Origin of the sequence: Mesorhizobium sp. M8A.F.Ca.ET.161.01.1.1, assembly GCF_004792105.1 — a bacterium.
GTDB lineage: Bacteria > Pseudomonadota > Alphaproteobacteria > Rhizobiales > Rhizobiaceae > Mesorhizobium.
Genome location: NZ_SRTD01000411.1, coordinates 1 through 297, shown reverse-complemented (window position 1 = coordinate 297; position 297 = coordinate 1). Strand labels below are relative to the sequence as shown.

At 69.7% G+C, this 297-nt stretch carries 1 protein-coding gene; it reads left to right on the top strand.

Features of this window, described 5'->3' with window-relative positions; genetic code table 11:
- On the top strand, positions 1-297 hold a 297-nt coding region (locus EN804_RS36315; protein ID WP_135922418.1), incomplete at both ends, for a GGDEF domain-containing protein.

Genomic DNA, 297 nt, shown 5'->3' with positions numbered 1-297 from the left:
GCCTGCCCAACCGCCTGCTGCTGCAGCGGCGCATCGTGCAGGCGCTGGCCGAAGCCGAACAGGGCGGCAACCGCTTTGCGGTGATGTTCATGGACCTGGATGGCTTCAAGCAGGTCAATGATGCCTACGGTCATCAGGCCGGCGACGCGCTGCTGGTGGCGGTGGCCGAGCGTACCCGGCAGCTGCCGCGGCCCAACGACATGCTGGCCCGCCTGGGCGGCGACGAGTTCGTGCTGGTGCTTCCGGAAACCCAGGCGGCCGACAGCATGGCCACCGTGCAGCGCCTGCAGCGCTCGC